This is a genomic window from Paenibacillus sp. J53TS2 (assembly GCF_018403305.1).
Taxonomy (GTDB): Bacteria; Bacillota; Bacilli; order Paenibacillales; family Paenibacillaceae; genus Fontibacillus; species Fontibacillus rhizolycopersici.
Window position 1 is genome coordinate 107,692 of the sequence record NZ_BOSK01000005.1, and the last position, 25,182, is coordinate 132,873.

General features: G+C 51.0%; 21 protein-coding genes. 17 read left to right on the top strand and 4 right to left on the bottom strand.

Annotated elements, in window-relative coordinates:
- The first annotated feature begins 8 nt into the window (after positions 1–8).
- Both KJS42_RS12920 and KJS42_RS12925 read left to right on the top strand, forming a co-directional pair.
- Positions 9–206 carry a hypothetical protein gene (locus tag KJS42_RS12920; protein WP_213623073.1) on the top strand — a complete coding sequence of 66 codons (198 nt, stop codon included), beginning with the start codon at positions 9–11 and terminating at the stop codon, positions 204–206.
- Positions 199–780, top strand: a complete 582-nt coding sequence (locus KJS42_RS12925) for an ATPase (RefSeq protein ID WP_213623074.1) — start codon at positions 199–201, stop codon at positions 778–780. The genes KJS42_RS12920 and KJS42_RS12925 overlap by 8 nt, the downstream gene beginning before the upstream one ends.
- Before the next feature lie 148 nt (positions 781–928).
- Here the strand turns inward: KJS42_RS12925 and KJS42_RS12930 are convergent, their stop codons facing one another.
- Positions 929–1,414: an effector binding domain-containing protein gene (locus KJS42_RS12930; RefSeq protein WP_213623075.1), complete on the bottom strand. Its 486-nt coding sequence runs from the start codon at positions 1,412–1,414 to the stop codon at positions 929–931.
- Positions 1,415–1,446: 32 nt separating this feature from the next.
- Positions 1,447–2,313, bottom strand: coding sequence for a sigma-70 family RNA polymerase sigma factor (locus tag KJS42_RS12935; protein ID WP_213623076.1), 867 nt, complete (start codon positions 2,311–2,313; stop codon positions 1,447–1,449).
- Between the two features lie 393 nt (positions 2,314–2,706).
- Between KJS42_RS12935 and KJS42_RS12940 the strand changes: the two genes are divergently transcribed.
- On the top strand, positions 2,707–2,991 hold the full coding sequence (locus tag KJS42_RS12940; protein ID WP_193419154.1) for a helix-turn-helix domain-containing protein: 285 nt from the start codon (positions 2,707–2,709) through the stop codon (positions 2,989–2,991).
- Positions 2,892–3,776, top strand: coding sequence for an IS3 family transposase (locus KJS42_RS12945; protein ID WP_244868469.1), 885 nt, complete (start codon positions 2,892–2,894; stop codon positions 3,774–3,776). The genes KJS42_RS12940 and KJS42_RS12945 overlap by 100 nt, the downstream gene beginning before the upstream one ends.
- A 61-nt stretch (positions 3,777–3,837) precedes the next feature.
- On the opposite strand, the gene KJS42_RS12950 is transcribed toward KJS42_RS12945, so the two are convergent.
- Together KJS42_RS12950 and KJS42_RS12955 are read right to left on the bottom strand one after the other, a co-directional pair.
- Complete coding sequence (locus KJS42_RS12950) at positions 3,838–5,862, bottom strand: right-handed parallel beta-helix repeat-containing protein (protein ID WP_213623077.1); 2,025 nt, start codon at positions 5,860–5,862, stop codon at positions 3,838–3,840.
- A gap of 137 nt (positions 5,863–5,999) precedes the next feature.
- A complete protein-coding gene (locus KJS42_RS12955; protein WP_213623078.1) occupies positions 6,000–6,908 on the bottom strand; it encodes an oxidoreductase in 909 nt (302 codons plus the stop codon).
- A gap of 180 nt (positions 6,909–7,088) precedes the next feature.
- Between KJS42_RS12955 and KJS42_RS12960 the strand changes: the two genes are divergently transcribed.
- The 13 genes from KJS42_RS12960 to KJS42_RS13020 all read left to right on the top strand — a co-directional run bounded on the left by KJS42_RS12960 (position 7,089) and on the right by KJS42_RS13020 (position 24,988).
- Positions 7,089–7,670, top strand: a complete 582-nt coding sequence (locus tag KJS42_RS12960) for a TetR/AcrR family transcriptional regulator (RefSeq protein WP_213623079.1) — start codon at positions 7,089–7,091, stop codon at positions 7,668–7,670.
- Between the two features lie 91 nt (positions 7,671–7,761).
- Positions 7,762–9,003 (top strand): sensor histidine kinase, encoded by a 1,242-nt coding sequence (locus KJS42_RS12965; protein WP_213623080.1) that lies wholly within the window; start codon positions 7,762–7,764, stop codon positions 9,001–9,003.
- Positions 8,975–9,565 carry a response regulator transcription factor gene (locus KJS42_RS12970; protein ID WP_193417237.1) on the top strand — a complete coding sequence of 197 codons (591 nt, stop codon included), beginning with the start codon at positions 8,975–8,977 and terminating at the stop codon, positions 9,563–9,565. Before KJS42_RS12965 ends, KJS42_RS12970 begins: the two co-directional genes overlap by 29 nt.
- Positions 9,566–9,668: 103 nt before the next feature.
- The gene (locus tag KJS42_RS12975) at positions 9,669–14,414 is read left to right on the top strand and encodes a leucine-rich repeat protein (protein WP_213623081.1); all 4,746 of its coding nucleotides are present in this window, start codon (positions 9,669–9,671) and stop codon (positions 14,412–14,414) included.
- 3 nt (positions 14,415–14,417) lie between these two features.
- Positions 14,418–14,891 carry an SRPBCC family protein gene (locus tag KJS42_RS12980; RefSeq protein ID WP_155606987.1) on the top strand — a complete coding sequence of 158 codons (474 nt, stop codon included), beginning with the start codon at positions 14,418–14,420 and terminating at the stop codon, positions 14,889–14,891.
- Positions 14,892–15,117: 226 nt separating this feature from the next.
- Complete coding sequence (locus tag KJS42_RS12985; RefSeq protein WP_213623082.1) at positions 15,118–15,771, top strand: phosphatase PAP2 family protein; 654 nt, start codon at positions 15,118–15,120, stop codon at positions 15,769–15,771.
- A gap of 139 nt (positions 15,772–15,910) precedes the next feature.
- Positions 15,911–16,492 carry a TetR/AcrR family transcriptional regulator gene (locus KJS42_RS12990; RefSeq protein WP_213623083.1) on the top strand — a complete coding sequence of 194 codons (582 nt, stop codon included), beginning with the start codon at positions 15,911–15,913 and terminating at the stop codon, positions 16,490–16,492.
- Positions 16,493–16,494: 2 nt separating this feature from the next.
- Complete coding sequence (locus tag KJS42_RS12995; protein ID WP_213623084.1) at positions 16,495–17,238, top strand: CPBP family intramembrane glutamic endopeptidase; 744 nt, start codon at positions 16,495–16,497, stop codon at positions 17,236–17,238.
- 141 nt (positions 17,239–17,379) lie between these two features.
- Positions 17,380–17,799, top strand: a complete 420-nt coding sequence (locus KJS42_RS13000; RefSeq protein WP_155606990.1) for a DUF1259 domain-containing protein — start codon at positions 17,380–17,382, stop codon at positions 17,797–17,799.
- A gap of 52 nt (positions 17,800–17,851) precedes the next feature.
- Positions 17,852–18,274, top strand: coding sequence for a DUF1259 domain-containing protein (locus KJS42_RS13005; protein WP_418888770.1), 423 nt, complete (start codon positions 17,852–17,854; stop codon positions 18,272–18,274).
- Positions 18,275–18,454: 180 nt separating this feature from the next.
- Positions 18,455–19,237, top strand: a complete 783-nt coding sequence (locus KJS42_RS13010) for a sensor domain-containing protein (RefSeq protein WP_213623086.1) — start codon at positions 18,455–18,457, stop codon at positions 19,235–19,237.
- Positions 19,238–19,409: 172 nt separating this feature from the next.
- Entirely contained in the window at positions 19,410–20,606 is a 1,197-nt protein-coding gene (locus KJS42_RS13015; RefSeq protein WP_213623087.1) for a hypothetical protein, read from the top strand.
- 194 nt (positions 20,607–20,800) lie between these two features.
- Positions 20,801–24,988 (top strand): S-layer homology domain-containing protein, encoded by a 4,188-nt coding sequence (locus KJS42_RS13020; protein ID WP_213623088.1) that lies wholly within the window; start codon positions 20,801–20,803, stop codon positions 24,986–24,988.
- Positions 24,989–25,182: the final 194 nt, after the last annotated feature.

Below are 25,182 nucleotides of genomic sequence, written 5' to 3' on the forward strand. Positions count from 1 at the left end.
TCCTCGTTATGGCAGTCGATCGAGAACAGCTTCAAAGTATACTTAAGAAGGCCAGTCAACGTGCTCGTCAACAAGCCAAACAATCGGGAGCATCCCTGTACTATATTAAGGATAACAGACGTATTCGCGAGGATGCTGAAGGGAATAAGTTCGAGATCATTTTCGATTCACAGGGAAAGCGGACGGAGCGGAAGTGTGTTGAATAACCATCAACCTGTCATGACGATCTTCGCGGGTACTAACGGTGCTGGTAAAAGTACAATTAGCTTGCAAATGAGGGAGTTGATCGGAGAGGTTGTTGATCCTGATCAAATTGCTATGCGACTAAATCCTGAAGATCCTCGAAGTGCAGATTTGTCGGCAGGCAAGGAAGCAATCAAACGAATCCGTTCTCTGATTAGCACCAATCATCATTTTGCTGTCGAGACTACGTTATCGGGTACATTCTTCTTAAGGCATATGCAGCTAGCCAAGGAAAAAGGTTATCAAATTATTATGTATTATATCGGCCTTCAGGATGTGCAAATGCATATTGACCGTGTGGCTTCCCGCGTAGAGCAAGGAGGGCACTGGATTGCAGAAGAGGATATCCGTTGGCGATATGGACAATCGCTTCAGAATTTAAAACCTGCTGTGAGTATCGCAGACCAACTCATTATTATTGATAATACGTTTGAGCCTACAATTATTGCAGAAATTCAGGATAATCAATTAATTTATAGGATGGACCAGATACCGGAATGGTCAAAAAGTGTCCTCGATTTATTTAGAATCGGTTGACATCAAAACTGTCACCACACCCGATGAAACCTATGTGGCGTTGCCTTCAGACAGGGGTTCGACTCCCCCTGCCTCCATATGGTAAATCCGCAACAACGAAAAGGAGCTTCGCTACAGTAAAATGTAGAGAAGCCTCTTTTCTTTTTGGTCATGATTTTCGAATTACGGGTATCCATACTTCGACTTCTGCGTCGGCCGGATTTCCGTTTAACAAGATTTCGGCAATGGGACCTCCGTGATATTCGTAAGGGAAGTCTTCGGTCAAGACCTCCGTGAATGCTTGATCTTCAAGCTTGTCAAAGGCAAGGCGGGACAACCCGCCTTGGCCGCTCAGAATCAGATAGTGACTTTGGGGGAATAACACCTCTTCCGTTCCGTCGATAGGGGGTTGGGTGGTACGGATACCGGCATAGTAGTAAGTACCGCTATCTTTCGCGGCGATTACTCCATACCCATACTTACTCTCCGAGAGGGGGCGAAGCAAGGTCAACTTGCCGCTCTGAATGACGGACTTGAAGAACTCGGTCTTTCGGATGGAATAACTATCGGTATGGATGATTGCCTCTCCACCCAGCAAAATAGGATATCCTACGAACCGAAATGCATCTTTCTCTTCCACTCTGTAGTTGCTCATTTTGATAAAAATCCTCCTCTAAAAGGTTGAATTCAATAGTCCAGCGGCACAAGGTCCAGCTTGCTGATATTTACGGGATCGGAGATCAAATCGATTTCGGCGATCTTTCCCTGCCGAATGGTGTATTGGAGCACGTACTGCAAGTGACCTTGAGGGGCCACGATCACACCGATGGAACCGTTTATCAGAGCGGTTTGTGAAGCCTGTATGCGCCCGGCAACCTGCTGGGCTAGATGGTGTGCTCCATGAGTGATGCGCAATCCTCCACTCTGACGGTCGTCCCGAAGCACAACATTCGGGTCAAGCACAGACAACAACCTATCAAAGTCAGCATCCCGCGCCGCGGCGAGGAATGCTTCGATCAGCTCGCGTTGATAAGCCAGAGAAGTCTTGTCTTTTTCTGGGTTCCCACCTCTCACACGGCGGCGTGCACGACTGGCAAGCTGTCTAGTAGCTGCCTCGGTTTTACCCAGGATAGAGGCAATTTCAGTAAAGGGTATAGCGAATATGTCGTGCAGAACAAAAGTGACACGCTCGGATGGACTCAGACTGCCAAGCACTACCAGCATTGCGAGCCCGACTGAGTCTGCCAGCAGGGCCTCTTGTTCAGGATCGCTATCCGAATCATTCATGAATGCATGGGGCGAAAGGTCTTCCACCGACTCCTCTCGCCGCGATTTACGTGCCCGAAGCATGTCAAGGCAGATTCGGGAGACCACTGTGGTCAGCCAACCGCCTAGATTCTCAATATCTCTGGAATCGGACAGGCTTAGACGCAGCCAAGCTTCTTGAACCGCATCCTCTGCCTCGCTCCAGGATCCCAGCATTCGATAGGCTATCGCGAGAAGGTTCTTGCGATTCTTTTCAAATTGTTCCGCTATCAATTCCTGTGCGTTCATCACTCCGCTTCCTTTTCCCTTAAATTTAGTTCTCATTAGTTTGACGTATGGCAATTGAATTATGTGACAAGAATCCCCGATTCGAGCAAAAAAACAATTTGTCTCGGAGTGCGGGTATGCGCTGGGAAGAAGTGCAGGAACGTATTTCCGAAATTTGATAAAAAGATATTGGATGTACCTTAATGGGGCTTGATGCCTTTCGCCTCCATATGTAGAATAAAAGCCCTGACCGAACTGAAGTGCACCCCTTATAGTGGACATTGGAAAAACACCCTGGTGTTTAAACCGATGAAAACTATAGGGGGTGCTTTTCGTATGGCAAAAAAGGGGCGGAAGTTTGTTTCATACAGTTTTGACACAAAAAAGAAGGCAATTGAAATGAGGCTTCAAGGAATGACAAAGCAGAAAGTGGCCGAGGTATTGGGGATCGAAGACCTTGGACGATTGAAAGTATGGATGAGTCGTTACAAGAAAATGGGAGAGTTCGGACTAATGGACCATCGCGGGAGACGAAGAGAGTATGTCGATGAGGATCGTTACGTGAGACGTTTGGAGATGGAGAACGCTGTCCTAAAAAAGTGGTTGGCCATTACGAAGGCGGAGGTGTACCAGAGAAGCATCGGCTCGTCCAAGAGCTTAGACAACGTTATAGCGTCTCCGAGCTCTGTAAAGAAGTAGGAATTTCACGTAGCGGATTCTACGCCTATTTAAAGCGCAAGACAGAAGAGCGGGATCGTGAGCTAAAGGAGCTGCTACATGCGTTGTATACGAAATACGACGGTAAATACGGCTACAGACAACTTCAACTCTTCCTTCTTCAAGAGCATGATTTACGGATCAATCACAAAAAGGTTCTACGATTAATGCAAGAGCTCGGTATACGCTCTAGAATCCGGCGCAAGCATCGATACAATTACGCAGGCTCTACAGGCGGGCGGGTTGCAGAAAATCTGCTGCAACGGGATTTTAAAGCTGATTTGCCGAATCAAAAGTGGGTAACTGACGTCACACAGTATCGTGTTGGAGATACTTGGTTGTACCTCTCAACGATTAAAGATTTATTCAATAATGAGATCGTCGCTTACAATATGAGCTTGAGAAATGATAACCAGCTTGTCTTGCAGACATTCGAGAAAGCCTTTGAAAAGCAAAAGGACATGACCGGATTGATCGTTCACAGCGATCAAGGATTCCAGTACACGTCCTATGCTTACCACGACATGCTGCCAAAGGTTGGCGCCCAAATCAGCATGTCTCGCCGAGGCAATTGTTATGATAATGCCTCGATGGAGAGCTTCTTCTCGCATCTAAAAACGGAAGGACTCTATCCTTATGATATCCGAACTTTAGAGGAAGCACAAAGTCGAATGGAAGACTTCATTCACTTTTACAACCATCGCCGTCCTCAACGAAAATTAAACAAGCTGACGCCGGTAGAGTACCGACGTCAGCTTGTTGCCTAGGGTCTTTTTCTGTTGTCCACAAAATGGGGTCTTGACCAAACGGTCGGGGCCCTTCTTCTATCTAAAATTCAAAATCAAAGCGACCCTCTTCACTCCATTCAAACGGACCGGGTGTGACATCTGCATCAGGTCTCTTTGTCCCGAAAAAGTCGGAGTCAAAACGATAAGGAGTGCCGTCCGGCTCCTCATACTTCATCTCGGCGTGATAAGTCTTGCCAAGCAGGTCGGTGGTCACCAATAGGGCGGAGGCTCCTCGAAGCCATTCGGGCGCATGGACCTGAATTTGCACTTTGCCCTGCGCAGGATGAACCTGAACGGTGATGCCCTTCTGCGCATAGATTTTCGCATGGGGTTCATGACTGCCTGGAACCGCATGGTTAAGATATACATTTCCACCCATAGCCACCGGCAGAACGGCATTTCCGATAAAGAAATCCTTTGCGGCATCGCCTAGCTCAGCAAGCTCCTCTTTGGTATATTCCCACCATTTCTTATCTTTTGCATCAGGATGGTTGTCGTAGCCTCCCAGTCCCACAGCATGCAGATAGCAGATGGAATCGTCCGGAACCCCATCCATGACCGTCTTCCCGTTCTCTCCAACTTCATCCCTTGGTTTAAGCGGAAGATGCTCGAAAAAGGTGATGGGAACCGGCTCCTGATTCGCACCTTCATCCCCCAAAAAGATGTTGTTATAGTACCTGTCATCGCCCCCGGTGATATTGGAGTACCCTGCCATTGCCGTCTCGTGAGGGAAGTGATACGGCGTAGTACGGGTAATCTCGGAACGAACGACAAATCGGCCTGCAAACAAATTATGGACAAAGGCTCCGCCCTGCGCCATATTTCGGAAGTTCATAGGAGAGAGGAACAGATTGTGATCCGCTAGATACGGACCATGGCAAACCTCAACGAACAAGTCTTCGGATAGGTTGTCAAAAAATACATTGCGGCTGATGCGGGTGCCCTGTGCTTGCCAGTCAAGCCAAAGTGCACGGTAACAGCTATAGATGATATTTTCACAAATTTGAGTATCCAGGGAAGCATGCAGTTTGATTCCTGCGACTTCGGCACCGTGTCTGAGCCGTTTGTGGTGAATATTATAAATCCGGTTCTGATAAATGCGGCTGAAGGCTGCCCCCATATGGCCCACGATACCTGCCTGTTCGCAATCATGAATCACATTGCCTCGAACGATGTGACTGCCGACTCGATCTTTATGCCAACCGGAGCGTAATGCGCGCAAAATAACTTCCTGCTCACGTTGCGTACCGCCCTTAATATGCTTCCCCGAAGACTGGGTGTGACCGGTACCGATTTCGGTACCCAGACTGATCCCCACGCATTTGGATTCACTGATGATATTGTTTTCAATAATCCAACCCTTGCTCCAGTGGGGTCCGATCAAACCCTCCTGGTAGTCCGTAGGCGGCGCCCATTGTGGAGAGGCCTGACGAAGCGTGAATCCGCTTACAGTTATGTAGTTAAGTCCCGGTTTCTCAGGCCAGAAGCAATAAGGACGGACATTGATTTCAACATTTTCCTTACGAGGATCTTTTCCGCCAAAATTGGCCCAGATCTTGGTTGCTGCAGATCCAACCTCGGCATACCACGTTAACAGCGAGTCTTTGGGATATTTGGCTTCGGGCCAAACTTCGGGCTGGTGAACCTTCTCGACACGATCGCATTCATACAGAGATTTGCCATCCAAATAGACATCCCCGAGATGAACCGGGAAGGGCCCGTCAAACACCCAGTCTCCACGGAGTTCCTCTTCAAAGGGATTACGAACGGAAAATAGGGAGTTAGGTACTTCTGTACTCCAAACAGGGCCACCCTCAGACTTCCAGTCCGTAATCCGTTCAGCTCCTGTTATGACGACTTCCCCGTCGCCTGCGGATCGATAGATGATTCGATGCTCCGCTGTTCCCCCATGAGCCGGGTTCACCCATTCCCTGTATACTCCGGCATGAACGATAACCGTATCCCCAGCCATGGCAAGAGCCGCAGCGCGTGATATCGTACGAAAGGGTTGATCCATTGTTCCACTTGCCTGATCATTCCCATGCATGGATACATGGTATTCCATAAGGACACTCCTTCTTCCTACCTATCGGATGTCGCCTGTTTAAACGGCTATAAATATTGTACAAATGATGGCCGGAATGGTCAAAGAGTTGTAACCCGCTCACTGAGCGGGTTACAACTTCCAAAACCTTTATTCGTTTATTTTCCCGCCCCGAACTCATACCTGACCTGCGTCAGCTCCTCCGAAACCGCCCATAATCTCCGCGCGACGGCTTCGTCATGCGAGCGCGGACTCGATTCGACTTTCTTGGGGAAGCCACGCAATTCGAGAAGACTTGGCCCAAAGTAATCGCCGCTTCGGACGTCTGGCGCAGTGGCCGCGTAAAGGGTCGGCAAGACGCCCATTTTCGGAGGCTGCGCGAACATAGGGTTCAGGCGTCGCATGAAGTTGGAGTGCCTTAGCGCATTGGTCGCGGACCAGCCCGGGTGTGCAGCTACTGCAAGAGTGGATTGGCCGGCGGTAACCAGCCGACGCTGCAGCTCATAGGTGAACAGGAGATTCGCCAGCTTGCTCTGAGCATAGCCGAGCGATGGCTTGTAATTCCGTTCCAGGTTCAGGTCATCAAAGTGGATGATTCCCGACCGATGCGAAATACTGCTTACGGTCACGATGCGTGCACCCGGCGTCGCGCCGAGCAGATCCAGCAGCAAGCCGGTCAGCGCAAAATGCCCTAGGTGGTTCGTCCCGAATTGCTGCTCGAAGCCCTGTACGGTCTTCCCGTAAGGGGGATGCGCCACGCCAGCGTTATTGATCAGGAGATCCAGCCGTTGGTAGTTCTGGCGAAAGGCCGTCGCAAAAGCGCGGACGGAAGCCAGATCGCCCAAATCGAGCGCCATCACTACGACTTTGCCCGACGGCTTATGTGCTTGAATCCGGTTAGCTGCATGGTTGGCATTAGCGATACTGCGGCAGGCCATAATGACCGTCGCCCCTTTGCTGGCTAGCGCCCGCGCCGCTTCCCAGCCGATCCCGCTGTTGGCTCCGGTTACGATCGCCACTCGTCCGGTCTGATCCGGCATGTGGTCTTCTGTCCAGGTTGTTGTCATATCGTTTCGTCCTTCCTTGGTCATCCTACCTACTTTATAGCTTTCACTGATTACACTGTCTGTGCTAATCTTATCTAAGCAATTTAGGTCTTACAACCAATAAATGAGCGCATTCGTGGCTTATCCAACACATGCTCGGATTTGTTGTTTTTATATTCGGATAGAGAGGAGCGGCTTAACATGCTCACGAACCCCAACGATCCCCGTGTAAAAAGAACGCGTCAGCTCCTGATGCAAGCTTTTATGGAATTGCTGGAGCAGAAGAAGAATGTCTCTTCGATTACCATACAAGAGATTACGGCCTACGCGACCGTAAATCGCTCGACGTTTTATGCGCATTTTGAAGACAAATTCACGTTTCTGGAGAGCTGGATGAGGGAGAAATTCCTGGAGAAGCTGGAGGATGAGCTGCCGAATGCGGCTTTATCCGATATCGGGAGCCTGCGAACGCTGATTCTCATCGTGTTCGATTTTCTCTTCTGTACGCGCCCGTATATGTCTTTGGCGGATCGTCAGTATGAGACCCTGTTTGAGCTCGTGATGCAAAAGGAACTCTATGATCTCTTATTTGCTTGGTTAAGCGAACAAGCGGAACCCTCGGTTTCGCGCAAGACGGTGGAGACGACCGCCCGGATCGCAAGCTGGGGCATCTTTGGAGCGGCCATGGAGTGGAGCCGGCAACCGCAGCAGAGTTCGGCGGAAGACACGGTGAAAGACGTTCTGGTGGTCGTTGCCGCAGGTTTAGCCCCCGTCACCGGATAATTGAAGAGCAGCATCCCTGTTAGACAAAACAGCCAGAGATTATTTACAATAGGCATAATAGAATGGGTGGGGAGGATACAGGGCGGTTGTGATGAATATCCTCGAAGACTTATTGCTGCAGGTGGCGTTCGTCGTTACGTTGATTTTCGCTTTCCAATTATTTTATTCGATTGGCTTCGGAAGATTTAAGTATTTCAGGCTGACGCAGGCGCTTCTATTCGGAGTCGCGCTTGTGTTGTGCATGACCTTTCCCGTCCACGTTACTGATCAATTATCCATCGACATCCGTATCGTTCCGCTGCTTCTGGGGGCCTTCTACGGCGGGGTCGAGACGACGCTGTTTCTATCCTTGCTTATTCTGCTCTACCGCGCCTACCTTGGGATGGATGGCGGATTCTACGCGACGACGTTGGCCGTATTTATGTGCATCCCGATCTTCATGTATTTCCAATCCCGATTCCTGCAAGCGAATAAGAACCAAAAGCTGCGGATCGCGACAGGCCTAACGGTTAGCTATTGCATTTGCAGTTTTCTTTCAATGGCCCTCTTTATTGGCTTATTCGATACGTTCTTGAGCTCTATTCTCCTGTACACCCTGGTTATGGTGGCCGTCGTTCTGGTCTTTGTTGCGTTGAATGAGAAGGTGAAGGAGACGATCGTGAAAAATCAACAGCGGCTGGCGGAAGCCAAAGATGCGGAGATCGCTTTTTTACGTTCGCAGATTCAGCCGCATTTTCTAAACAACGCCCTCAATTCGATAGCCGTTCTCTGCGTAGAAGACCCCCCACAGGCGAAACAGCTTACGCTGGACCTCTCTCAATATCTCAGATCCGGGCTTAACTTCAAGCAAATGGACACGTTCACGACATTGGAGAACGAGTTGGAATTGACCCAGGCTTACGTCAACATTGAAAAAGCACGATTCGGCGACCGGTTGGCCATCGAGTACGAAATCGAGGCCGATTCGAATCGCCTCATTCCTCCGCTCATCTTGCAGCCCTTGGTCGAGAATGCGATCAAGCACGGTTTGATGTCTAGCGTAAGAGGCGGCATGGTCAAAATCTCGGTTCGGGAAGTGGACGGGAAGCTTCGGTTCAGCGTCGAAGATAACGGATGCGGAATGAGCGAGGCGAAACGGCAAGAAGTGCTTGGTTCGGATTCGGGGCGCAGAGGAATCGGGCTGAGAAACATAGCACGACGAATCAAGCTGCTATACGACGCAAGCTTGCAAGTCAAAAGTGCGGTCGGAGTCGGAACGAAGGTGTTCTTCGAGCTCCCCTATCCGTCAGACAGGAGGAAGTTGGATGATAAGAGCGATGATTGTAGACGATGAAGCTTTGTCGGTGCGAGGGCTACAGCATCTGCTTGCCGAATATGAGGACCTCGAAGTATGCGGCACGTTTCTGACTCCGCGCGAAGCTTATGAGTATGTGCGAGCCAACCCCATTCAAGTGGCTTTCCTCGATATCTCCATGCCGGAAGTGGACGGGATGTCGTTGTCCCGATTATTGCTGGAGCAGGATCCTTCCCTATCCGTCATCTTCGTCACGGGCTTTGACGATTATGCGGTACAAGCGTTCGAAGTGAACGCTTTAGACTACTTAATGAAGCCGGTGACGAAACAACGATTTGCCCGAACGTGGGAGAAGATCAGGGAGAAATATCGAGAGGAGGCTTCCGAGGAGGAGCCGGCCTCAACCGGCTTGCTGACCGGACAGGAGACGCGAATCGTCCAATATATGGCGGAAGGGTTATCCAACCGACAAATTGCGGAGTCGCTGCACATCACTTCGGAAACGGTGAAGTCTCACTTGAAGAACGTCTTTCGGAAGCTGGACGTCAATAACCGCGTGAAGGCGCTGCAGCGCGCCAAGGAATTGAAGATTATATCATAGCCGACAGGCGCTCCATCCAATCCCCCCCATTCGGGGGATTTTTTAATAGGATTGATTATTCTACATTAATAGACAATGGATCAATCTTAATTGGAGGAGAATTATGCGCCGAATTTTTACCTTGTTCATGTTGTGCGTGATGCTTGGAGGTAACTTGTCCCTGCCGACGGCTCACGCAGAGGAAATTCAGGATAACGATTTTACTTATGTGGTGCAATCGGACGACACGGTCACGATTACGGGTTACACAGGAACAAGCACAGAGGTCGTCATTCCGAGCGAGATCGAAGGCAAGGCGGTCACCGTCATCGGAAGTAGCGCATTGTCCAACGCTGGACTTGCCAGCGTTACGATCCCGAACGGCATTACAAGAATCGAGAGCTTCGCCTTTTACCGCAATCAGCTTACAGACCTCACGATTCCGGATGGCGTTACGTACATTGGCAACAATGCCTTCGGGTCCAACCAATTATCCCACGCCGCGATCCCGCCGAGCGTTGCGGAGATTTATGATTATGCCTTCGCCGACAATCGATTAGGCGTGATCGAGCTTCCCGGCGTAACGTACCTCGGTAAAGGGGCTTTTCAAAAAAACCTTCTACAAAGCGTTACGCTTGGAAACTTAACCTTCCTGGGTGCGTATGCCTTCGAGAACAATCAGTTGGAAAGCTTAACGCTTCCCGGCAGCCTGAATTCCATCGGAATGGGTGCGTTCCAGCATAATCGTCTGGCCAGCGTTGCCCTTCCGGAAGGACTGACTCGAATTGAGGATTATGCCTTCGCCAACAATCAATTAACGACGCTTCAAATCCCCAAATCGGTAATCGCCATCCACGTCAATGCCTTCGAGAGCAATCAATTGGGCTATGTTGCGATCCCACCGACAGTCGATTTGGGCAGCGGCGATATGTATCCCGTATTCGGTCTGAATCCGAATGTTGCGATCTATGTTCCGCTCGCCGGCGGCGTATCGGTTCAAAACCATGCCAGCAAATACGGTCTCCAGATCATCCCTTGCAAATATGAGATTACCTATGACGGGAACGGCAGCACAGGGGGCACGCCTCCCTCATCGACGCCTTATGTGTGCTATAAACAGTTTGCGGTTCCGGATCAAGGCTCGTTAACGAAGGACGGTTATACCTTCAAAGGATGGAATACGATGCCGGATGGTAGCGGGACGAATTACGACGGAGGCAACTATCCGATCATTTACGGCATTCCGTATGGGAACTTGACGTTGTATGCCCAGTGGGAGGCGAGTTCTTATCAAGTAACGTTCGATACGAGAGGGGGGACGCCCATCGCGTCCCAAACGGTTGCCTACGGAGAACAAGCAACCGAGCCACCGGTGCCGAAGAGGACGGAGTATGCCTTTGACGGATGGTATCAGGACAGCGTTTACTCGCAGCCTTGGGATTTCGCCCAGGATACCGTCTTCGGAGATATAACGTTGTATGCGAAATGGAAGTGGAACGGTTCGGCAGCTATCGCTTCACTAGAGCTGGCGGCAGATAACGTGAATGTGACGGGCGGCGATACCCTGACGGTAACCGGCGTGGTGAGAGACGAGAACAACTCGCCTGTTGCGCATGCCGTCGTGAATCTGAATAGCACGAGGGGCAAATGGAAGCTTACGGAGGGCAGTGACGTGTCCGTGACAACGGATGCGAGCGGCAGTTTAACCGCGGAATGGACGGCTCCTTGGGTCACGGATCCTGAATCCGTGACCCTCACGGCAAGCGTAGACGGTACGATCGACGTGATGGACAGTCGGACGATTCAGGTCGTCCCGTCGGAGAAGTCCAATGCCCGGTTAAGCGGATTGTCGCTAGACTCCATGACGCTCAGTCCGGAATTCTCGGGCGACACATACAATTACACCGTTGCGGACGTCAGCCATGTCGTCACGAGTATCGACGTGACGGCAAGCACAGCCAGCGATCTTTCCACGCTGAACATTAATAATGTGCCTGCCGACAGCGGTTCAGCCATCCGTGTACCGTTGCAAACCGGGTTGAACTTAATCCCGATCGTCGTAACCGCGGGGGACGGACTCCACACGCAGACGTATACACTGCAAGTACGCAGAGCCAGTACGACGACCAGCGGAGATTATGCCTACCGTCTGAAAGACGACGGCAGCGGGATTGTGATTACGAGATACGAAGGAACCGATTCGAATGGGGTCATTCCCGAGACGATCGACGGCTATGTCGTGAAAGAGATTGGAGAGGGGGCTTTTGCGAACGAGGAGCTGACTGCGGTGACGCTGCCGGACGGCTTAACTTCCGTAAACAGCCGTGCTTTCGAGAATAATCGGTTAACTTCGATTACGATCCCAAGCGGCGTTACCCAGGTGGATGATTATGCGTTCTATAACAATCTACTGGAGAATGTAATGTTCGCCGAAGACGGTCTGCAAGAGATTGGGTTCGGCGCGTTCTCCGAGAATCGGTTGTCCTCCATCATTCTGCCGGGGACGACCACTTACTTGGATTCCAATGCCTTTAAAAACAACAGGCTCACTCAAGTGATCCTGCCTGCGACCTTAGGGCTTGGGGACGAAGTATTTGGAGGGACGCAGGATGGTGTCAAGCTTATCTTTCCGGCCGTTGGCGACCGAGACATGGTCAATTATGCGACTTCAAACGGGTTCCCTTATGAAACGAGCGATGTCCGCGTAGAATATGACGGCAACGGACAAACCGAAGGGGAAGCACCGGCCGACAATACGCATTACAGTTATTATTCATCGATGGTCATTCAGCCGGGCGGGAGCTTGAAGAGAACGGGATATACTTTTCAAGGATGGAATACGGGGGAAGATGGAAACGGAAATTTTTATGAGGCGGGTAAAAGCTATAAATTCAAGCTCATAAAGGGAATTGTGAAGCTTTATGCCGTATGGCAACCTGCGCCCGCGCAATATTCCGTTTCGTATGAGACGAACGGGGGAACGGCCATCCCTGCGACGACCGCCAGCAAGGGGGCTAATCTTACTGAGCCGCCGACGCCGGGCAAGGATGGGTATCGATTTGCCGGTTGGTACAAGGACCCGAGCTATGCGACACCATGGAACTTCGAACAGGATACGGTTGCCGGGGACATGACCTTATACGCCAAGTGGGAGAACAAGCAGCTCGCGATCCAGCTGTTCGCGTTCAGCAATGTGGTGTCAGGCGGCGAGGAAATTCGGGTTACCGGTACGGTTGTGGATGAAGACGATACGCCTCAAGCGAACCTCTCCGTTCACTTGAGCAGCCCGGACGGAGGCAAGTGGATCCTGACGGAGACCGACATGGCAACGGTGAAAACCGATGAAAACGGAACTTTCGAAACCATTTGGAAAGCTCCGCATGTAACCGAGACAACCATAGTCGAGCTATCGGCGAGCCTTGATGGGTCGAGTGCGGAGCCGGCAACGGTATCGATTCGGGTTAAGCCGATGTCTGGCTCAAATCCAAGCTCGGATGCCAACTTAGCGGGCTTGACGCTGAGCGTCGGTGATTTAACGCCTCAGTTCCAAGCGGAGGTTACCAGCTATACTGCTGACGTCGGACATGCGACGAGCAGCGTCACGATCGTGCCTGAAGTATCTGATCTGGCGGCGACCATAACCGTCAACGGGAATATAGTTGAGTCCGGTCATCCTATAGAGGTCCACCTGAATGTGGGCTCCAACCCCGTAACGCTATTCGTAATAGCGGATAATGGAACGACCAAAGCTTATCGGGTTACGATCACGAGGGCTTCGGCACCGGTGGTCACGATCCCGGTTGCCAGCATTACGGTGACAAGCGTCACCTCCTCCGTTTATGAAGGGGGCACGCTGCAAATGACCGCCCGCGTGAATCCGGACGATGCCACGAACAAGCAGGTCTCGTGGTCAATCCAAGGCGGTACCGGTAAGGCGGTCATTGATGAGAATGGATTGCTGAAGGCGGAACATACCGGCACGGTGACGGTTCAGGCGGCGGCTCAGGATGGTTCCGGGGTCGTCGGAAGCCAAGAAGTCACGATCTACAAGCGTCAATCTGGCGGCGGGGATACCCCGACAACGCCAACGGGTCCGTCAACGCCGACGGGCCCGACAACGCCAACAGCCCCGGCAACACCGACGAGACCAACGACGCCGACGGACCCGACAACGCAGCCGCCAGAGAAGCCTGCGGTACTCCATGTCGTTCCCGGCCGACCTCCGATCGACGTGAATGACGCGGTAGCGATCCATACGATGCTGGAGGCTCTGACCGCCAAATTCAACGATCCTCGCCATGCGAATGTTCCCGTCTTTCCGGATACGGAAGACCACTGGGCAGCGGATAGCATCCGCTTGTTCGCAAGACTCGGGATTGTTCAAGGATACGGCGACGGGGCTTTCAAGCCGGATGCCATCATCACGCGAGGAGAATTCGCTTCGATGCTCGTAAGGCTGTTCCCGCTTGCCCAAGGCACCGCAGCAACGCCTGGCTTTACCGATCTTGAGAACAGCTGGGCGAGGGATGCCGTTCTTATGCTGGCCAGTAATGGCATCATCAAGGGCTACGAGGACGGCATGTTCCATGCCGATCGGAACATCACGCGCGCCGAGATGATTGCGATCCTCGCCAGGATTGTCAATTTGGCGGAGGTGAAGCAGGAGAAGACGGTGAAACTGCAGGATCTCGAACCTACGTGGGCCAAGGATCAGATACAGCTAGCCGCGAATGCCGGCATTATCAATGGCCGGAGCGAGAATGTGTTTGACCCGAATAACAGCGCTACTCGAGCCGAAGTGTTGACCGTCCTCTTGCGAGCGATCTCGTTAAGTCCTGAAATCGAACAACTGTTGGAGGGGATGAACTAAGCCATGGCAGCGAACGAATATTACATGCCGACCCATTGGCGGGTGAAGGGGAACATCTGGGAAATCTATGAGATTTGCTCCGACTTCTTGGACTATCAACGCTGGTGGCCCGAAGTGTACTTGAAGATTCAAACGGGAGGTACCGACAAGGAGACGGGCAACGAGGTCTATGAAATTCTCTCAAGAGGCAAGTTGCCCTACAAGCTTCGCTGGAGGTCATGCAAGACGGCGGAACAAGCGCCGCATTCTATCGCCTTAAAGTCTTCGGGCGACTTGGTCGGTCACGGGACATGGCGGTTCGAGCAGGATGGGGAATACGTGAACGTACAGTTTGATTGGTACGTGAACGCCGAGAAGCCTTTACTCAAACTATTCTCGCCAATCCTGAAACCGCTCTTCACCTCGAATCATTTTTGGGCGATGAACCGAGGAAGAGAGAGTCTGGAGAAGGAGCTGATTCGGAGGCGCGAAGCTTGATCTGCCAGATTGCAAAATAGAAAGCAGAACTTTCTCTACTTTCCAAGGTGACTATTGGCTAAGATCAGGAATACGATTCCGAAATACCCTTGAACGCATATCGTTCAAGGGTATTTTTCCTAAAAATGCACAGATTAAGGTGGTTGGGGGGGCGACCATCTCAGGAACGGTCAACAATTCAAAGGGCAGAATAAAGGAGCCCAGTAAAAGAGGAGTCTGTTTAAAAGTGAATTTAAAGGTACAGCTAACCCGCGCTTTTTTTATAAGCCTTCTGAGCGCTATAGGATTTGGAATCGTAGCCCTGCTGGTATCCGATCAAAAGATAAACCAATTTGACAGCGTGATTACTTCTTTGGTTCAAGGACGAGAAGCACCTGCACTTACGAATATCATGAGATTCTTTACCTTTATCGGCGGAGGAATTCCCGTCGTCGTTCTTACAATAATTGTTCTGTTTTTTCTATATCAAGTTCTACATCACCGTAGAGAGTTGATTTTATTTGCATCTGTGGTCGTCGGTTCAGCTCTTTTAAACGAAACATTAAAGGTTATCTTTCATCGTGCCCGTCCCACATTACATCGAATTGTAAATGCAAACGGGTTTAGTTTTCCCAGCGGACACTCTATGGCTGCTTTTAGTTTGTATGGAATTCTCGCCTATTTACTCTGGCGCCATATATCAACACCCGTTGGCCGTGGATTGTTAATCATAATTAGCATCACGATGATCACCGCAATTGGAGTCAGCCGTATCTATTTAGGCGTACATTATCCAAGTGATGTTCTTGGTGGATTCTTAGCAAGCGGCAGCTGGTTAACGGTTTCCATTTGGTTTTATCAGAGGTATCTGGAAAAAAGGAAAACCGAAGGTTTCAGCTGAAAAAACGAGGGAGATAAGGAAATGAGGGTGTTGACGGGAGGGCCCGCGAACCGAAAAAATATCATTGACATAGGGCTGAATATAAAATAACATACGTAATATAACAAGTGTTATTAAACGTAAGCGAGGAGGAAACCATATGCCCCCGAAACCGAAGGTGACGCGGGAGATCGTATTGGATGCGGCGCTGGAGCTGCTGCGTGAAGAGGGAATGGATGCCGTCAATGCGCGAAACGTCGCGAAGAAGCTGGGCACCTCTACGCAGCCGATTTTTAGCCACTTTACTTCGATGGAGGAATTAAGAGAAGCGATATCCGCCTATGCGGAGCATCTCTACAATACGGCGATGCTGGCAGCGATGCAGGGCGGCGGGAACGGCTTTCTGGAGATGGGTCTCGCGTATATCCGGTTTGCACGGACGGAGAAGAAGCTATTCCAGCTTCTGTTTATGTCGAACCGGCTGCAGCAGGAGAAGGTGACCGAGATTGCCGGCTCCACCGAAGGCGACGAACAGGTGATTGCGATGATCGGGAGCATGACCGGACTTTCGCCCGATTTAGCGCGGAGGTTATATGCCGGGATCTGGTATACGACCCACGGGATCGCCTCATTGGTCGCAACGAATAGCAGCACGATGGACGACGCGGAGGCACGAGACGTGTTAGGCAGCATATTTAAAGGCTTGCTGGTTGTACTCAAAAAAGAAGGCGAGGAGCTTTAACCATGTCCGAGAAATTCATCACCAAACATCCCTATCTTGCAGCCGTCATCGCGGCACTGATCTGCACTTTTCTGACCGCTGTCGGCTCTGCGGCAGCCCAAGTCGCCGAATTGGCGGAAGTCCCGTCTTACCTTGTCATGACAGCGTCCGTGGTTTTATCCATCTTGGTGGGCCTGTGGTTGTTGCGCCGTTCCCGGCTTTCGGCTGAAGAGATCGGCTTTCGCCGCCCTGCCTCGGGTAGCGTACGCTCCATTTGGTTAGGCGTGCCGTTGTTGCTGTTGGAGGTCATTCCGCTCGTCGCCTACGGTCCCGACGCGTATACCCGTCCGGGGGGCGAATACGCCGTGCTTGCTCTGTTCACCATTATGGTAGGCTTTAACGAGGAGCTTTATTTTCGAGGATTGGCTTTTTCCTTCCTATCCCGATTAACCCGTAAACAAGCCGTGATCGGCTCGTCCATCGTCTTCGGCGTGCTGCATGCCGCCAACGCCCTGAGCGGAACGAATCCGGTCGAGGTGTTGCTGCAGATCGTCTTCGCTTTTCTCGTTGGCCTTGTATTGGCACTCATCATCAGTATTACCCGCAGTCTTTGGATCGGCATTGTATGGCATGTAGTACATAACTTCCTTTCCTTCAGCACGGAGATGGTCTTCGACCAAACGGCTTTGGTGGTAGTTTCGGCCCAGGTACTGATTTTGTTGATCTTCACGGTTGGGTTATGGGAACGCGGAACGGCAGCAGCCTGACGCGAACTAAGGCGATGCTAATTACGGTTTATCAAGCACCTTTTTGGGTGCTTTTTTTATTTGTTCAGCAAGAGTAACTGTCTATGCATATGATTTCTTTCTGACATAGGATGTCTTGATATTGATATAAGGAGGATGTCTATGGCGGCACATGGGAAGGTAAGTCCTCAATTCAGAAGACTGTGTAACCAATTCGGCAAAATCTTGGGCGGCGAATCCGAGATCGAAGAAGGTCCGGTCTGTTTTGTTACGCGGATGACGAATCTGCGCGAGTCGATCTTGAGAAGAAGAACGCGGTCTCCTTTGGTTCAGATGCAGATGTTTTCGTTTGAATCGCTGGATAAGTCGGGGCGTGCGCTTTGTCTGGGGGAGACGGCCTTGCATCAGAATCAGGTCAACCGTTTGATCACGAACCTCCGGAAGCGGGGGATCAAAGTGACAGCCGTTCATAACCACTGGCTAAAGGAAAATCCACGGTTGATGTATATCCACTGGGAGGCTGTCTCGGATCCTATTGAGTTTGCTAGAAAAACCAAAGCTTCAATTGCCTTTTTAGGTTAGTCCGGCTTTGTTTCGTGATTTGATTATCGGATGAATGGAAAGGATGTATGCAATGGCGGCACAAGTGAAGGCTAGTCCTCGTTTTCGAAGATTGTGTAACGAGTTTTCTAGCATTTTAGGCGGAACGGAACATGAAATCACCAAAGGCCCCGTTTGTTTTGTCAGCCGAAATCGAAGAATTAATGCTGCAATATTGGGGAGAAAAACGACTTCCCCGTTGATCCGTTATCAACTGTTCTCGTTTGAGTCATTGGATCGCTCAGGTCGTGCCCTTTGTTTGGGGGAAACGGCTCTCTTCCAAAGCCAGGTTAATCGGTTGTTAACCAACTTGCGCAAAAACGGGATTAAAGTAACGGCGGTTCACAATCACTGGCTCTTTGATAGTCCGCGGCTGATGTATGTTCACTGGGAATCCATTGATGATCCGATTGATTTTGCTAAAAAAGTAAAGCGCTCTATCGCATTCTTGGGCTGATTGCGCGGCGGCGGATGGTGGATTTCAGTTCCACGGTTCGCCTCTTTTATTTTCGAATCGCCCTAGCCTAAAGTCTAGCTTCCAAACACCACCTAAGACGGTTATATCGCGCCAATACGGTAGTTATAATGGGTTTATAAACTTTGCGCGTGACTGATGAAGGTAAAGGAGTGTTTGAAAGTGAAAGCAGTAGAAGCGACGAATGTGGCGAAGGTGGGGAAGGTGAATTGGGCGCTGTTTAATCCCAAGACCTATGCAACGATGCTCTATCTCTTGCTCTCTCTCCCGTTGGGGATCATCTATTTGACGTTAGCGATTACGGGGCTTGCCCTTTCCATTGCGTTGACTCCGGTGTTTATCGGGATCCCGATGTTTTTTGGAATGGCCAAGCTGTTGAATGGGATTGTGAGCTTTGAGCAAAGTCTGATTCGGCATATTTTAAGGTTGCCGGTTCCGCCCGCGGCGGTTCCAAACTACGCACAAGCAGAGGCTGGACAAAATTGGTTTATGCGTATGGTGAAGGGGTTTGACGGGGAGTTGTTCTTCCGAAATCTGATGCTCGTGATCCTTCGTTTCATCACCGGCATCGTCTTCTTTGCGGTGATGGTTACGGCCCTTGCCCTAGGGATCGGCTTTATTGCCCTTCCCGTCGTGCATATCATTCTGATGAATGAAATGAAGCTGGATATTTTGGAAAACACCCTATTCACGTATTTCCATATCGATTGGACCTATAATCAGCAGTATCTGCTCTCCGAAGGCATTGGCCTGGTGTTGTTCTGGGTCGCTCTTCGCGTCGTGAATGGATTGATGCAGGTTCAACGCAGAATCATGTATGTGGACGAGGCTTATCTGCAGCCGACGCCAGAGCCGGCTCCAACTCAATTCCATGCGCCTGTTCAGCCGCAATATGAGGAGTTCCTGGACGAGCAACCTGGGCAAGAGAAGTTGTGGTTGGCTTAGATATGGTTTGGATATCCCCTTGATACACAAGAAGAGTTATCGGATCACTTCCGATAACTCTTCTTTGTTTATTGATCATCGGCCATTCCCAGACCGTCGTTATCATATAAGGAATACGGATAATGTGGTAGAAGAAGGGGGAAAATATTCAAAGAAAATGGGGGGCTAAATAATGACGAGAGAAAACTATCAAAACAATTTTATTGAAGAAACATTTGTTGTCGATTGGATGGCTGTTGCAGGATGGATTGCAGCAGGAATTGTTAGCAAATTGGCCGGAGATACGATTGGAGTAGAATTAGAAAAACTACTTGGCATTGAATCATCTACTGATCAATTAATACGAAGTTCAGTTGATGAAATCTGCCAACGGATTGATCAAATCGTAAATCAACAATTTATTGAGGAATGGTCTGCCGATCTTGAAGCCGTAAGAAAAGACATTCTAATGTATTTACCCAAGCAAGATACGGATATGATCAAACAACTTGAAGGAAAGGTTCATATTTTGGCGGAGCGTTTTATCATGGAGGGCACTAAAACTTTAGGACCTTTCATGATCTCTGCAAGTATGGATTTAGTATGTCTAAGATATCTATCGAGCACCAATGGAGCTTTTGTTCAAGACTTGACGAGTCGTGCAAAGGAATACGCAGACTGGGCGGAGGCAAAATCAACGGAAATTATAGAATTGGCAAAAACCTTTGTCTCTTCATCCTGTAGCAGCGGTAGAGGCTTGCCCGTAGGAGATATGGACCCTCAAAATTATGCCTATTACACTTCACAGTGGGGCAAAAAAAAACATAGATGGAGTGGATCTGAGAATTTATCTGTCTATAAGGGAAGATGTGAAGAGAATCGACTGAATCATTACAATAATACTGTGGTTCCGGCCCTGGAAAGACATAACCAGATCATCGATTGTGTTAAATTGTGGAGAAGTATACCCGCAAATACATCGATTGTATTTAGAGATGTGGAAAATTTACTTCAATATAGATGCAAAAACCATTCTTTGGAAAGGGGTGTAATTGTCCAAGGGAATGATCGAGACGGACAGTACAGCAATCCGAGTATCCACTATGATTTAATGAATTTACCAGAAAATACAACGATCCATTTTTATTCAAAAACTCGGGCGGATAAAGAGATAAATAGAATTGGTGAAATTGTGATATGGGAACTTGGTTCTGAAAATGTTCCTGTTAGTTCAGGTCAATTTAAGGTGTCGATCGATTGGAACGTAAATAAAGTTGTCGCCATAAAGAAAGAATCAAACTCGAACATTAGATGCGAGATCTATTGGCATGATAATGAGGAAGTAAACACAATTGTAGATGTCCAGGAAACAAGAATTGAAATTACTTAGACCCTGGATTTTTCGACAGGGTTCTGTCATTCATGAATGATGCATGCAGAGCCCTTTTTTTGCTATATAGGAGCGTTCATCCCCCTTTCTATAACCGAATCTATAACCGCAGTTAGATTCGATAGCCGATGAGATCTTTTATAATTTTAGAATGATTATCATTCGGTGAAAGAGAGAAGGAAGGGTTGAACGGAATGAAGCGTTTTTTCATAGGGTTGATGGTACTGTCGTTGGTGTTGGGTGTCCCGCCAATGGCCGTTTTTGCGGATTCGGAAGGATTGGCGATGGCGGGAAACGGGACGGCGGGGGATCCGTTTATCGTCACGACGCTGGATCAGCTTGATGAAGTACGGGGCAACTTGACGGCCCACTATCGGCTTGGCGCGGATATCGATGCGTCGGCGACGGCGGGTTGGGACGGCGGAGCGGGCTGGATGCCGATTGGGGAAAGAGGCAGCGGGGACAGCTCCACGCAGTTCACGGGGGTGTTAGACGGGGCAGGTCATGTCATCCGTAACCTGACGATCAATCGGCCGTCTCAGGATGGGGTGGGGCTGTTTGGAATGATTGGCACGGGAGGCATGGTTCGAGATCTAGGGATGGAGGGCGGTACCATCACGGGCGGCACCTCTACCGGCGCACTGGCAGGGAACAATAACGGGACGATCGAGCAGTCCCATGCCGGGGTCGATGTATGGGGATCTGGAGTGGTTGGGGGGCTGGTTGGTTACGAATACGGCCAGATTCTCGCCTCGTACGCTACGGGGAATGTCAGCGGAACGAATAATGTCGGAGGATTGGTAGGACGCAGCGATGGAACGGTAACGAAATCGTATGCGACCGGTCATGTGGAAGGAAATGACACGGTTGGCGGACTTATCGGGCTGAAGGAAGGGGGGGAGTTAAGTCGATCCTATTTTGCCGGCACGGTTCATGGAAGTGGTAATTACATAGGCGGTTTGGTGGGGTATCTGTCTGGTGGAATCTTAAGCACATCCTATAACATCGGGTCTGTCAGCGGAGACAAAATCGTTGGCGGACTGGTCGGCATGGCGGTAGATGGCTATATCGGTAAGTCCCATGCCTCCGGTCAGGTTACTGCTCCCGCAGGTGATGTCGGCGGTGTGCTTGGTTCCAATAACGGCACCTTTATGGAAGGTAACTACTGGGATGAAGAGACTTCAGGGCAGGCAGATGGGTGCGGCTACTTTAATTATCCTTACGAGAAGGTTTCTTGTGACGCGACAAGCCTAACAACCGCACAAGCGCTGAGCCAAGCGAGCTACACCGGGTTGGATTTCACGGCGGACTGGTTCATGATGGAAGGTTCAACGCGGCCTTTCCTTCGGGCGGAATGGTCACAGGTTGTCGGTAACGCCCATCAACTCCAATTGATGGCGATGGATCTGACGGCGGATTATACGCTGGTAAGCGATATGGATTTCGGCACGGTGTTCACGGACGATAGCCGTGCCGATATGTGGGCCACGAGCGACGAGGATGGGGCGGGCTTCGCGCCGATTGGCGATGCGACGCTCGGCCCATTTACCGGGCAGCTCGATGGCCAAGGGCATGCGGTTCGCGGCTTATTCATCAACCGCCCGGGAACCGTCCAGGTCGGGTTGATTGGGAGTCTCGGCGTTGGAGGCCGCGTGCACGACATTGGGGTAGAGGGCGGCCGCATCAACGGAGGATACTCCAGCGGCGGCTTAATCGGGGATATGAGCGGGGGAACTGTCGAGTTGTCCTATTCGACAGCCAGCGTAAGCGGCATTGAGAAAGTCGGGGGCCTGGTGGGTAATATGTATCCCGGCGTCATCACGAAATCGTTCGCGGGAGGCGATGTCTCCGGCTGGATGGTGGTTGGCGGCCTGGTGGGCCGTGCCGATCTGGGGAGTTTAATTGAAGATGCTTATGCCACCGGTTCCGTTGCGGGGAGCTCCGAAACCGGCGGTCTGATCGGACGCCATGTCGGAACGGTCAATCGGGCTTATGCCGCAGGGAATGTCCCTGGCTCCGGTTCCGAAATCGGAGGGTTGGTAGGCCGGGATTTCAGCCCGACTTCCAGCGTCACTGCGGGATATTATGATGCTGCAACAACGGGCCATGGAGGCGGGAAGCCGACTGCAGCGATGAAGAGCAAATCCACGTTCGAGACGTGGGATTTTAATGGGACCTGGACGATCGAGGAAGGGAAATCGTATCCTGCCTTGCAAGGCATTGCCGCGAATCTCGGCATTGACACCGCTCCCCCGGCGATCGTGAACCTACAAGTCGAAGTTCCCAATCACCTTGTGGTGACTTTGGATGAAGAGGTAAACCTGCTTGCAACGGGAGGGTTTTTCGTATCCGTAGACGGTGTTGGAATTGGGGTTCTTGATACCGTAAAAACCGGAGCGAAAACCTTAGAGTTGACGGTCGGCGAGGAGCTGCATAGCGGACAGGACATCCAGCTGTCCTATGACGCGAATGTGGGAAATGTCTCTGATCTGGCGGGACATCCGCTGCTTAGTGTGGCAGATCAACCTTGGCCGCCGGCGATTACGATTACGATGACCACGTCAAATGGGGACGAATATCTAGACGGAACGTGGACGAACGAGCCAGTGACGGTGAGCGCTTCGGTTTATGGAGATTCTGCAGACGTCACCGAGTTCGTTTATTCATTGGATGGCGGGGATACCTGGACGGCGTACACGTCGAGCCTTGAGCTTCGGGATGACGGCGTACATGTCCTCGATTTCAAGGCGGCTAATTCGGCGGGGATGGAAACGACGATACGGCGTACGGTGAAAATCAGCGCCAGCGGGCTGACCTTGACCCCGGAGATGGTTCAAGCGGATGGCAGTCCTTATGGGGAAGGGGACTGGACGAACCAGAGCGTTACCGTCAGTGTGTACGCTGCGGCGGGATTCGGCGAGATCGTCTCCTTTACCTATGCGGTGGATGGCGGATTGCCGCAAGCGTATGCGAACGGGACGCCAATCGAAATCACCGGGGATGGGGATCATCGAGTTGTTTTCGAAGTGGAGGATGAAGCTGGACATCGTCTGTCCGAAGAGATGAAGGTGAGGATCGATCAAACGCCTCCTACTATCGATTTCTCCCCGAACGGGCGGGAAGTCGCGGAGGGTTCGGCTTCAACCCGGACGACGGTAGGGGATACCGGAAGCGGAGTCGATGCTTCATCGCTCCAATATGTATGGACAACGGATCCCGCTTCGCCAACGGATGGCTGGGTATCGTTCGTTAGTGGCGCTAATTTGACGAAGAGCGGAGCGGACGGCGATTGGTACCTGCATGTGAGAGCGGCAGATCAGACGGGGAACGAGAAGACGGCAACGTCCCAGCGGTTCCGGCTGGTCCAGAGAAGCAATAACCCGGCGCCATCGCCCGGCAATACGTCCTCTACTAACAGCGGAGCGCCATCGTTGCCGAACAACGTATATCCGATCGGAGCTGCTGGCGGCACAGCGAAGTTCACTGGAGGGGAAATCCGGTTTCCGGCAGGTGCGCTGGATCGCCCGTTCCAGGTGACGATCGAAGAGATCACAGATACGAGTGCCCTGCCGTTGTCCGATCAGGAACGTCTGGTTAGCCGGGTACTCGATTTTAAGAAGAATGTACCGGGGAAATTCCTTGTCCCTGTGACCATCCAACTGCGTCTGAACGCCGACGTGAAGCAGGAGGATGGCAAACAGATCCTGCTAGTTTGGCTGAACGAGGAGACGGGGGAATGGGTTGCGTTGAACGATCTGCTCGTTGACTACGAAAACGGCACCGTCAGCGGCACAACCGATCATTTTACGAAATTTGCGGCCCTCTCCCGAACGCTTGAGATCCAAGAGCCAGCGGTCGAACTAACGGATATCCAAGGCCACTACGCTGAGGAAACGATCCGGCATCTTACGGAGAGCGGGATCGTCAGCGGGTATCCGGACGGCACCTTCCGGCCGAACCGTCCGATTACGCGGGCAGAGTTCGTTTCGATCCTGAACTCGGCGATGGCATGGAAAGCGGCGGGGGATAAAACGTTTGCCGACACGGAGAAGCATTGGGCACGGTCGGCAATCTCCATCGCCTACGCCAACGGGGTCATCCGGGGGATTGACGACACACTCTTTGCACCGGACCAGCCGATTACGAGGGAGCAGATGGCCGTGATAGCGGCAAACGCCTTGCATTTAGAGAAGCCGAAGAGCGTTCTGTCCTTCGCGGACGGGGAACGAATCTCGAGTTGGGCGAAGGATGCCGTCCAAGCCGTGACGGAGGAGGGGATCTTCTCCGGATATCCTGACCGCACCATACGCCCCCAAGTCCAGGCAACCCGGGCGGAGGCGGTGATGGTCATTGGCAGAATGATAAAAATGATAGAAGGATAACCCACGCTTGTCGATTCTCCTTCGAATTCCCAGCCTTCATGCAATTTCAAAAGCGAGCGACCTGCAAAGGTCGCTTTTCTGTTTTTAAGAGGGAGGAAGCCCCTAAGAGAAATCGTAATTGACGCTAAAATTTTTGTACTATATGTTATGATGAATATATTATATATAATTGAAATAGGAATATCATTTTGGGA